Origin of the sequence: Aeromicrobium sp., from assembly GCF_025965075.1 — a bacterium.
Classification (GTDB): domain Bacteria; phylum Actinomycetota; class Actinomycetes; order Propionibacteriales; family Nocardioidaceae; genus Aeromicrobium.
The window spans coordinates 1-10,494 of sequence record NZ_JAOPXQ010000068.1; the positions used below are offsets into that span (position 1 = coordinate 1).

Below are 10,494 nucleotides of genomic sequence, written 5' to 3' on the forward strand. Positions count from 1 at the left end.
CAGCCCCTCGGTCGAGAAGTCGGCGCCGGTGACGGTCCACCCCTGCTGCGCGAGCCAGATGACGTCGCCGCCCTCCCCGCATCCCACGTCCAGCGCGGTGCCGGGCGTCAGCCCGCTCACCTCCGCGACGAGCTGCGGGTTCGGCCTGCCACTCCAGATCTTGTCGGACCCGGAGTAGCGCGCGTCCCAACCCGGCTGCTCGAAGTAGTCCGGGGCATCCTGCTGGTGATCGCTGTGATCGTCGGTCTTGGTCATGGCCCCAGCGTGCAGCCGCGTCCGCCGGAGAGCAAGTTTCTTTGCTGTTACGGCAAGATGGTCCCATGGCCGATTCACCGGACGACACGAGTCGCGTTCTCGACGGTGTCGGGCCGCGGCTGCGGGCATTGCGCACCGCACGCGGGGCGACTCTCGCGGAGCTCTCCGCGGACACCGGCATCTCGGTGAGCACGCTCTCGCGCCTGGAGGCCGGCCAGAGACGCCCGACCCTCGAGCTCCTGCTGCAGCTGTCGCGGGTCCACCAGGTGCCGCTCGACGAGCTCGTCGATGCGCCGGAGACGGGCGATCCCCGGGTGCGAGCGAAGCCGTTCGTCCGCCACGGGCGGACCTTCATCCCGTTGACCCGTCGACCCGGAGGAGTGCAGGCCTTCAAGATCGTCATCCCCCCGCACGACCCACGTGAGCCGTACCGACCTCAGGTCCACGAGGGATACGAGTGGATCTACGTCCTCTCCGGTCGATTGCACCTCGTCCTGGATCGGCGCGAGATCGACCTCGGGCCCGGCGAGGTCGTGGAGTTCGACACACGCACGCCCCACGTCGTCGCAAACCGCGGCGACATCCCGGCCGAGATCCTCGGCCTGTTCGGCCCCCAAGGCGAACGAATGCACGTCCGCTCCGGACAGTGAGCACATGACGTCTGCGTGAATCGGAGCACGTCCATCCACCGCTATCTCGACGCTTCATGCGGCGCGATGCCCTCACGCCCTGGAGCGACACCCCGGCGCCCGGATGCTCCTGAAGGTGTTTCATACTGTGAACGTGGCAGCCTCTTCTGAGACTGCCTTCGCGGACGTGGTGTAGTTGCAGCACGCTTCCCTTCCAGGGAATGGGTCGAGGTTCAAATCCTCGCGTCCGCTCCATACGCCCGAGCTTGCCGCGGTACGGTCGCCGGGTGCCGGATCGCATCGACATACCCCCGGACCAGTTCGTCACGCTCGACGGCGTCCGCTTCCACTACCTGGACTGGGGCGGCGACGGAGAGCCCCTGCTGCTGCTGGCTGGTCTGGGCTGCACCGCCCACGTCTTCGCCGAGCTGGCCCCGCACCTGAGTGACCGGTTCCGAGTGCTCGCCCTCACCCGGCGCGGGCACGGGCTGACCGACCAGGTCCAGGCCGGCCACGCGCTCACCGACGCCGCCGAGGACGCGCGACGCCTGCTCGACGCCCTGGGCATCGAGCGCGCCCACGTCGCGGGGCACTCGATGGGAGGGGGCGAGGTCTCAGCCCTGGCCGCTCGTCATCCCGGACGCGTCGCCAGGATCGTCTACCTCGACGGGGCCTACGACTGGGCCGACAGCCCCACGCCCGAGTGGCCCGAAGAGGTAGCGAGCCCGGACACGTTCGCCTCGTACGCGGACTACGTCGACTTCGTCCACTCCCTGCTCCCCGACAGCGTCCGGGGGCCCGCCATGGACGCGATGCTGCGCACCACCGTGGACACCCGGGCGGACGGGTCCGTCATGGACAGGTTCTCCACCACGGCCTCGGCGCCGTTCGTTCACGCCCTGAAGACGTTCCGGCACCCCTACTCCGACATCGCCGCACCAGCGCTGGCCGTCTACGCCCTCGGGGACCAGTGGCAGGGTGCCGAGGCGACGTGGCGGGCCGCCTGCCGTGACAGGTTCGCTGCGGAGACGGCGAACGCCCGCGTCATCGAGCTCCGCGCCAGCCACTACCTGTTCATCGACCGCCGTGACGATGTCCTCGCCGCGATGCACGAGTTCCTTGCCTAGGCTCTCGTCATGGAGCCGTCAGCGAATGCTCGCACCGTCGAGTCCTACGAGGAGATCGCGGCCGAGTACGCCCGCGAGACCTCCGGCAACCGTGTCCTCGCCCCCGCGCTGGCCCGCCTGGCCGAGACGGTCCCGGCCGGTCGTGCCCTCGAGATCGGCTCCGGGCCGGGGTGGGATGCCGACCAGCTCGAGGACGCCGGGCTGACCGTTCGACGCACCGACATCACCCAGGCGTTCATCGACCTGCAGCGGGCGCGCGGCAAGCAGGCCGATCGGCTCGACGCGATCAACGACGACCTCGGCGGTCCGTACGATGCCGTCGTCACGCTGCACGTGCTCCAGCACGTGGAGCCCGAGGACCTCCCCACCGTGCTGTCCAAGGTCGCCGGCGCGCTGCGTCCCGGTGGCCGGTTCCTGGTCTCGATACCCCGGGGCGAGGGGGCCGGTTGGGAGGTCGGCGAGTCCGGCAGTCCCTACTACCGTGCGCTCCGGACCAAGGAGCAGTTCATCGACGCGTTGCAGGCGGCGGGATTCACGCCGGAGTGGTCCGACCAGTCCCCTCACGACACGGGGTGGCTCGTCGTGCTGGCTCAGCTGCGTTAGTTGTCGGTCCCGGGGTGGAGGCGGCGGTCTCCCCTTCTCTCGTCAGGTGACGCGATCGCGAGATCATTCGCCGACCCGCCAGCGCACGCACGGCCGCTTCATCTGCCGTGGGTGATGCCCGGATCTGCGCGGCACGGAACAGTGGCTGCCTCAGGTGGGGTCGCTGTGGTGGCGCGACCTCCAACCAGGGGAGGGCTGCACAGATGCCGAGCATGAGCAACGAGTCGCCGGATCGACTCTCGGATGCACAGGTCGGTGAGCTGCTCGAGCTGACGAGAGAGGTGGACAGCGTCGAGCTCAAGATGACCGTGCCGGACTCGGATCGACGCGCAGCCGTGATGGCCTTGGGGATGGATGCGCTCGACGCCCAGATCCGGCAGGTGTTCTTCTTCGACACCCCCGACCTGACGCTCGACAGGCACGGGGTCGTCGTCCGGGCTCGCCGGGCGCAGAGACGGGGAGACGACTCGGTGGTCAAGCTGAGGCCCGTCGTGCCGGGAGACCTCAAAGAGGCGTGGAGCTCCGACAACCTGGGGATCGAGGTCGATGCGATGCCGGGAGGCTTCGTCTGCTCGGCGTCCATGAAGGCCACCTTGGACTCGGCACCTGTCAAGGAGGTCGCCGCCGGAGCGAAGACCATCCGCAAGCTGTTCTCCAAGGAGCAAAAATCGTTCTTCCAGGCGCATGCACCCGAGGGGGTAGAGCTGGACGACCTGTCGATCCTCGGTCCCATCACCGTGCTGAAGCTGAAGCTCCATCCATCAGAGCTGCGTATGCGACTCGTCGCGGAGCTCTGGCTCTACCCGGACGGTTCGCGGATCCTCGAGCTCTCGGCCAAGTGCCCTCCGGCGGAGGCCTTCCAGGCCGCGGCCGAGCTGAGGGCCTTCCTGACCCTGAAGGGTCTTGATCTCTCGGGCGAGCAGCAGACGAAGACGAAGACGGCACTGGAGTATTTCTCCGCCCAGCTCTCGGAATCTCTCGACCACCGCCGATGACCCTTCCTGATCGACGGAAGACCGGGTGTCCTAACGGGCCGGGTCGTACAAGCCCGTCATGCGACCGTCCGGGTCGAGCGCGCCCAGCAAGGCATCCCCGATCGACCGGAGCTGCCCGACCTGCTCAGGTGTCAGCGCATCGAGCACGAGCCGCCGCACGTGCTCGACGTGACCGGGCGCCGCCGCGACGACCACGTCCCAGCCGGGCTCGGTGAGGCGGGCGTTGGTCGCACGCCTGTCCTCCTCGCACGGGTAGCGCTCGACCAGCCCCCTGGCCTCCAGCCTCTTCACGACGTGGGACAAGCGCGGCAGGGTGGCGTTGGACCGCTGCGCCAGCTCAGCCATCCGTAGGGTCCGGGCGGGCGCCTCCGAGAGCATCGCCAGCGTGAAGTACTCGAAGTGCGTGAGCTGGGACTCCGCACGGAGCTGCGTGTCCAACGACCCCGGCAGCAGCTCGACCACCGCGATGAGCCGGAGCCACGCTGCTCGTTCCTCATTGCTCAGCCAGTTCGTGGTCATGGTCACACCCTATCGAAATGGTTGCATCTACAACTAAACAGTCCTATTCTTTAATTGAAACATCAACTACTGAGGAGCTCTCATGACCAGCATCTCGATCATCGGCACCGGCAACATGGGCCAGGCCATCGCCTCCGTCGCCGGCAGGGGCGGCCACACCGTCCAGCTCGTCGGCCAAGGTGACGCAGGCACGCAGGTCACGGGCGACGTCGTCGTCCTCGCGGTCCCCTACCCGGCGCTGTCAGCCGTCATCGCCGAGCGCGGCGCCAGCCTCGCCGGCAAGATCGTCGTGGACATCACCAACCCGCTGAACTTCGAGACCTTCGACTCCCTGACCGTCCCGGCCGACAGCTCCGCTGCCGCCGAGGTCGCTGCCGCGCTCCCCGAGTCGCGGGTGCTCAAGGCGTTCAACACGACCCTCGCGGGCACCCTGGCCGCCGGCACCATCGGCGGCCTGACCACGACGGTCCTCATCGCGGGCGACGACGCCGACGCGAAGTCGACCCTGGCCGGCATCGTCACCTCCGGTGGCCTCAAGGCCATCGACGCCGGCTCGCTGAAGCGCGCCCGTGAGCTCGAGGCCATGGGCTCCCTGCAGCTGACGCTCGCCGCGTCCGAGAAGATCTCGTGGACCGGCGGGTTCGCGACCGTCGCCTGACGACGACCCGCGAACAGGAGCAACTGATGACCGTCAACGCCGTCCGGCTCAACCACGCCGTCCTCTACGTGTCCGACCTGGACCGGAGCGTCGCCTTCTACGAGGCGGCCTTCGGGATGCAGGTCGCGGCACGGGAGCCCCGCGCCGACGCCGCCTTCCTGCGTCTGCCCCGGTCGGGCAACCACCACGACCTCGGTCTGTTCGGGATCGGTCCGCGCCCGATGCGCACCCCGGGATCGTTCGGGCTCTACCACCTCGCGTGGCAGGTCGACACGATCGACGAGCTGGAGCAGAGCCGGATGACGTTGGCGAACCTCGACGCCTACACGGGCGAGTCGAGCCACGGCGCCACCAAGAGTGTCTACGGCACGGACCCGGACGGCAACGAGTTCGAGGTCATGTGGATGCTGCCCCGCGCCGAGTGGGGCGCCTACGAGAACGCGGCCCCCATCGACCGGCTCGACCTGGCCATGGAGATCAAGCAGTGGAGCGGCGTCAGCACCTCTGCCGAGCTCGTCCCTCTGGAGGCAGGAGCCCGATGAGCACATCCTTCGCACCCCCTGTCGTCGTCACCCATGGCGAGACCTCACCCAACGCACCGCTGGTCGTGCTCCTGCACGGCCGCGGCTCCAACGAGCGGGACATCATCGCGCTGGCGCCCCACCTGCCGGCCGGAGTCGCGTACGCAGCGGTCCGCGCTCCGATCGCCGAGGGCGGCGGCTTTGCGTGGTTCGCGAACCGCGGCATCGGCCGCCCGGTCGCCGAGTCGCTCGCCGACACCATGGCCTGGTTCCGGACGTGGCTGGACGACGTCGCACCCGCCGGCAGGCCGGTCATCGTCATCGGGTTCAGTGGCGGCGGCGCGTTCGCGGGTGGCCTGATGCTGAGCGAACCGGCACGCTTCAGCGGCGCCGGCATCCTGTTCGCGACGCTGCCCTTCGACGCGGGGGTCCCGGTCGAGCGGGGCCAGCTCGCGCACCTGCCGGTCTTCCTCGCCCAGGGCGACCAGGACCACGTCATCCCTGCCGAGCTGCTCGGCCGCACCTGGCAGTACCTCAACGCGGAGTCCGGCGCACCCGTCACGGCCCGCCGCTCCCCCGGCGGCCACGGCATCACCGCGCCGATCCTCACCGACCTCGGCCGCTGGATCCACCAGCGCTTCACGTACGTCGCGCAGCAGCCCGTGCCGACCCCCGGCCCCGCGGTCGACGTGGACTGGCCGACGATCCCCGGCGGCGTCCTTCCCGAGCGCACCGGGCTGACCCCCGACGTGACCTGGACGATCCCCCAGCAGCAGGTGACGCAGAACGCTCCCGCCGACCTGCAGGAACGACTCCTCGACCTCGTGCGGGACCTGCCGGGCGTCACCGTGAGCGACTCGCGCATCTCGGTGCCGGGAGCGCGCGCGTTCAACCTCGAGGGCGGCGCCGGCGACCCCCAGGCGTTCCTCGTCCCGTCGGTCCGGGAGTTCGCCCACCTGCACCCGGCCGAGGACGGCTCGCTGCACCTCGCACTGCCCCCTGCCCAGGCGGCTGACCTGGTGGCCAAGGGCTGGGGCCGCGCGCACTTCTTCGCCGGCACGCAGCTCTCGCCGGGGTTCGTGATGCTCTTCGGGCCACGGGACGAGCAGGAGCTCACCACCGTCGCGAGCATCGTGCGGCTCAGTCATGCCTACGCGACCGGGGCCCACCTCGGTCAGTAGGTCCCTTCCCAAACGGCGACTCCCTTGTTAGAAGGAATTCAGGGATCGTCGAAGGGAACAACATGTCAGGCAACCAGGCAGTGGCGTACAAGGGACCGGGCGTCGTCGAGGTCATCGACATCGACTACCCGACGTTCGAGCTGAAGGACGGGCCGGGCGTGAATCCGGCGAACGTGGGCCGCAAGGTCCCGCACGGGGTGATCCTGAAGACCGTCGCGACCAACATCTGTGGGTCGGACCAGCACATGGTGCGGGGTCGCACGACGGCCCCGGTGGACCTGATCCTGGGTCACGAGATCACCGGTGAGGTGGTCGAGGTCGGCCCGGACGTGGAGTTCGTCAAGGTCGGCGACATCGTGTCGGTGCCGTTCAACATCGCCTGCGGCCGGTGCCGCAACTGCAAGGAAGGCAAGACCGGGATCTGCCTGAACGTGAACCCGGATCGTCCCGGATCGGCGTACGGGTATGTCGACATGGGTGGTTGGGTCGGCGGTCAGGCCGAGTACGTGCTGGTCCCGTACGCGGACTGGAACGTGCTGGTGTTTCCGGACCGGGACCAGGCGTTGGAGAAGATCCTGGACCTGACGATGCTGTCGGACATCTTCCCGACCGGGTTCCATGGCGCCGTGACCGCCGGCGTCGGGGTCGGCTCGACGGTCTACGTCGCCGGCGCCGGACCGGTCGGCCTGGCCGCCGCCGCCTCGGCGCAGCTGCTGGGGGCTGCGGTCGTCGTGGTCGGTGACCTCAACGCCGACCGGCTGGCCCAGGCGCGCAGCTTCGGCTGCGAGACGATCGACGTCGGCGACGGCTCGGTAACCGACCAGCTGGCCCAGCTGCTGGGTGTGCCGGAGGTCGATGCCGCGGTCGACGCGGTCGGCTTCGAGGCCCGCTCGCAGGGCCACGGCGCCACCGCCGCCGAGGCCCCGGCGACGGTGCTCAACTTGCTGATGGACGTCACCGCCGCCGGCGGCGCGATCGGCATCCCGGGGCTGTACGTCACTGGTGACCCCGGAGCCGTCGACGACGCCGCAAAGGTCGGCGCACTGTCGTTGTCGCTGGGCACCGGCTGGGCCAAGTCCCTGTCCTTCACCACCGGCCAGTGCCCCGTCATGAAGTACAACCGTCAGCTCATGATGGCGATCCTGCACGACAAGGTGCACATCGCCGACGCCGTCAACGCCACCGCCATCAGCCTCACCGACGCCCCCCGCGGCTACGCCGAGTTCGACGCCGGCGCCGCCACCAAGTACGTCCTCAACCCCAACGGATATGTCTCGACCTGAGACGTGCCCATGCCACCAGCACGACCCAACCGTAGGAGAATCCCATGTCAGCACTCACCCTTGCGGAGGCCCGCCTCGTCATCGCGGCCGCCGAGCTCAAGGCCGACGAGATCGGCCAGCCCATGAACATCGCCGTGGTCGACGCCGGGGGCAACCTGGTCGCGCACGTGCGTCAGGACGGTGCCTGGATCGGCAGCATCGACATCTCGATCAGCAAGGCATGGACGTCCAAGGCGTTCGACATCCAGACCAAGGACCTGGGCAACAACTCGCAGCCCAGCCAGCAGTTCTTCGGCATCCACACCACCAACGACGGCAAGGTCGCGATCTTCGCCGGCGGCGTCCCGCTGACCCGCGACAGCGTCGTCGTCGGCGGTCTCGGGGTCAGTGGCGGCTCCGGAGAGCAGGACCAGGCCGTCGCCGAGGCAGGGCTCGCCGCGCTGTAGTCAGGTCGAAGCCGCCACCCGTGCGACTACCCGGCGAGCAGCTGGTCGAGCTTGATGACCGCGGGGTGATGGCCTGTTTCTCCGTCGCCCCTACGGGTCTCAGACCTCGCAGCCAGCGGTCATTCTTGCGATGAGGATGTAGTCACGCGCCAACTCGTCCGGTGTCATTGGGCCATCGTGCCGGTACCACTGCGCCACTCCGGTGCACATCGTCACCAGTGCGCGACTTGCCTCAATCGCAAGTGGGGTGGTGAAGACGCCTTGGGCGACCCCGTCTGACAGGGCTTGGTCCATGAGCCGTTGTTGCCGATCGCGTGCTGCGATGAGCGCGATCCGGGCATCCCCGACCAGACTCCGGATCTCGCTCGCCGCGATGAACGCGAGCTGCCGGCGGTGAGCATGGAACAGGACGAGGCACTCGATCAGCAGGTCTAGTCGCCTTTCGGGCCTATCTCCCGCCTCCTGCAAGGCGCAGACACTCCGCTCCCACAACTCGGCCATCGCGTGATCCACTATCGCGACGAGCAGGTCCTGCTTCGATGAGTAGTGGTGGTACAGCCCCGGGACTGAGAGGTTCGCGCTTGCGGCCACGGTCCGAATGGTGGTGCCGTGATACCCCTGATCCACGAAGCATTCCAACGCGGCCTCAAGAATCGGCGGCAGCAAATCTTCGGGGTAGACCCGCCAGTCGGACAGACGGGCCGGGTCCGAGCCGATGTCAGTAGTCATGATGCTCCCTCGGTGCCCACCGTTGACAAACAAGTCACTTCTCGACGAGGCTATCAGCCGAGCGATCGTTCGGTCGCAGCAGAAGATCTCGAGGAGGACCGACCCGCGATGCAGCAGAGTCTCCAAGGTCCACAGGAAGCATTCTACGCAGGACAACCGCGTCCACCGCAGAAGTTCTCCTCTCTTGTTGATGCGTGGCACGCACGGGTGGAGCGCGCGCCAGATGCGACGGCAATCCTGTACTTCGACGGCGCTCTCACTGCGCGACAGGTTGATGATGAGTCCGACGCGCTGGCCGTCGGTCTGGTTTCACTCGGCGTTCGTCGCGGCGACCGGGTCGGGATCTACCTCCAGAACATTCCGCAGTACCCGCTCGTGCTCCTCGCACTCTGGAAGCTCGGGGCGGCGGCGCTGCTCTTGAATCCCATGTACCGGCGAGAGGAGCTCCGAAGGCTGGTCGATGATTCGGGGGCCATAGGGATCATCTGCGACGATCACGCTCTTGATGAGACCATCGAGACTGTCGACGACAGCTCAATCCAGTGGGTGTTGAGCACCTCCTCGCTGGCGTATCAAAGTCGAAACGACCCCCGCGTGTTCAAGACGACCGTTCGTGGCACGCCGGCGAAGGACGGCGACCTCCGCGACCTGATTGAGCGCTTCCGGGGATCTCGTCCGAATGCAACCCAGATCGATGGTTCGGAGATCGCGCTCCTGACGTACACGTCGGGCACGACGGGCCCGCCGAAAGGCGCGATGAACACTCATCAGAATCTGCTGGCGGTGACAGACTCGTACGCACCCTGGGTTCATCTTGAGTCGGGCGACGTCGTCTTCGCGACGGCTCCCTTCTTCCACATCACCGGCGCGGTCCTCAACGCAACGATCGCGCTCGTGAATGAATGCTCTTTGGTGATGATCAACCGTTTTGAGCCGAGCGTCGCTCTCGACGCATTCGTCGAGCACGAGGTGACGTTCACCATCGGGTCGATCACTGCCTTCAACTCGATAGAGCGCCTTTCCCACGCATCGCGCAGGCACTTCTCCTCCTTCAAGGCGCTCTACTCCGGCGGCGCCCCCATCCCACCCGCCACACTCGCAAGGTTCCGGGAGCGGTTCGGGGTTTACATCCACAACGTCTACGGAATGACGGAGACGTCGTCTGCGGTCATCGCGGTCCCGCTGGGGGTCGATGCGCCCATCCACGAACAGAGCGGAACCCTGTCGATCGGAGTACCTCTCCCCCACCTCCAAGCACGAGTCGTCAGCCCCGAAACCGGCGCTCCCGTGCCACGCGGGAAGCAGGGGGAACTCGAGCTGAGTGGACCGCAGGTCATCCCGGGCTACTGGGACAACCAGGCCGAAACACTGTCCACCATGCCCAATGGGCGACTCCGAACTGGCGACGGAGCCATCATGGACGATGACGGATGGGTCTACCTCGTTGACCGCCTGAAGGATCAGATCAACACCTCCGGGTACAAGGTATGGCCCCGCGAAGTTGAAGATGTCCTCTATCAGCACCCAGCAGTCCGAGAGGCGGCCGTC

At 67.7% G+C, this 10,494-nt stretch carries 13 protein-coding genes and 1 tRNA gene; 11 read left to right on the plus strand and 3 right to left on the minus strand.

Going from position 1 to position 10,494, the window contains the following annotated elements; all coding sequences use genetic code 11:
- Positions 1–255 (minus strand): methyltransferase domain-containing protein (locus JWQ91_RS04310; protein WP_366521349.1); only part of this gene is annotated, 255 nt, incomplete at its 3' end.
- A 65-nt stretch (positions 256–320) separates the two neighbouring features.
- Here JWQ91_RS04310 and JWQ91_RS04315 point away from each other — a divergent pair.
- The 5 genes from JWQ91_RS04315 to JWQ91_RS04335 all read left to right on the plus strand — a co-directional run bounded on the left by JWQ91_RS04315 (position 321) and on the right by JWQ91_RS04335 (position 3,609).
- Positions 321–905 carry an XRE family transcriptional regulator gene (locus JWQ91_RS04315; protein ID WP_297781285.1) on the plus strand — a complete coding sequence of 195 codons (585 nt, stop codon included), beginning with the start codon at positions 321–323 and terminating at the stop codon, positions 903–905.
- Between the two features lie 160 nt (positions 906–1,065).
- Positions 1,066–1,139: transfer RNA gene (locus JWQ91_RS04320), tRNA-Gly, on the plus strand.
- Between the two features lie 32 nt (positions 1,140–1,171).
- Positions 1,172–2,011 (plus strand): alpha/beta hydrolase, encoded by an 840-nt coding sequence (locus tag JWQ91_RS04325; protein ID WP_297781288.1) that lies wholly within the window; start codon positions 1,172–1,174, stop codon positions 2,009–2,011.
- A gap of 9 nt (positions 2,012–2,020) precedes the next feature.
- On the plus strand, positions 2,021–2,614 hold the full coding sequence (locus JWQ91_RS04330) for a class I SAM-dependent methyltransferase (RefSeq protein WP_297781291.1): 594 nt from the start codon (positions 2,021–2,023) through the stop codon (positions 2,612–2,614).
- A gap of 281 nt (positions 2,615–2,895) precedes the next feature.
- Positions 2,896–3,609 carry a hypothetical protein gene (locus JWQ91_RS04335; RefSeq protein WP_297781294.1) on the plus strand — a complete coding sequence of 238 codons (714 nt, stop codon included), beginning with the start codon at positions 2,896–2,898 and terminating at the stop codon, positions 3,607–3,609.
- A 30-nt stretch (positions 3,610–3,639) separates the two neighbouring features.
- Here JWQ91_RS04335 and JWQ91_RS04340 read toward each other — a convergent pair whose 3' ends face one another.
- Positions 3,640–4,128 (minus strand): MarR family transcriptional regulator, encoded by a 489-nt coding sequence (locus tag JWQ91_RS04340; protein ID WP_297781296.1) that lies wholly within the window; start codon positions 4,126–4,128, stop codon positions 3,640–3,642.
- Positions 4,129–4,210: 82 nt separating this feature from the next.
- Between JWQ91_RS04340 and JWQ91_RS04345 the strand changes: the two genes are divergently transcribed.
- The 5 genes from JWQ91_RS04345 (at position 4,211) to JWQ91_RS04365 (ending at position 8,217) form a co-directional block, all read left to right on the plus strand.
- Positions 4,211–4,786 carry an NADPH-dependent F420 reductase gene (locus JWQ91_RS04345; protein ID WP_297781299.1) on the plus strand — a complete coding sequence of 192 codons (576 nt, stop codon included), beginning with the start codon at positions 4,211–4,213 and terminating at the stop codon, positions 4,784–4,786.
- A gap of 26 nt (positions 4,787–4,812) precedes the next feature.
- A complete protein-coding gene (locus tag JWQ91_RS04350) occupies positions 4,813–5,328 on the plus strand; it encodes a VOC family protein (protein ID WP_297781302.1) in 516 nt (171 codons plus the stop codon).
- Complete coding sequence (locus tag JWQ91_RS04355) at positions 5,325–6,488, plus strand: luciferase family protein (RefSeq protein ID WP_297781305.1); 1,164 nt, start codon at positions 5,325–5,327, stop codon at positions 6,486–6,488. The genes JWQ91_RS04350 and JWQ91_RS04355 overlap by 4 nt, the downstream gene beginning before the upstream one ends.
- Positions 6,489–6,550: 62 nt before the next feature.
- Positions 6,551–7,771, plus strand: coding sequence for a formaldehyde dehydrogenase, glutathione-independent (fdhA, locus tag JWQ91_RS04360; protein WP_297781308.1), 1,221 nt, complete (start codon positions 6,551–6,553; stop codon positions 7,769–7,771).
- Positions 7,772–7,815: 44 nt separating this feature from the next.
- Positions 7,816–8,217, plus strand: a complete 402-nt coding sequence (locus JWQ91_RS04365; protein WP_297781311.1) for a heme-binding protein — start codon at positions 7,816–7,818, stop codon at positions 8,215–8,217.
- Positions 8,218–8,316: 99 nt separating this feature from the next.
- Here the strand turns inward: JWQ91_RS04365 and JWQ91_RS04370 are convergent, their stop codons facing one another.
- Positions 8,317–8,946, minus strand: a complete 630-nt coding sequence (locus JWQ91_RS04370) for a TetR/AcrR family transcriptional regulator (protein WP_297781314.1) — start codon at positions 8,944–8,946, stop codon at positions 8,317–8,319.
- 12 nt (positions 8,947–8,958) lie between these two features.
- Between JWQ91_RS04370 and JWQ91_RS04375 the strand changes: the two genes are divergently transcribed.
- Positions 8,959–10,494 (plus strand): AMP-binding protein (locus JWQ91_RS04375; RefSeq protein ID WP_297781317.1); only part of this gene is annotated, 1,536 nt, incomplete at its 3' end.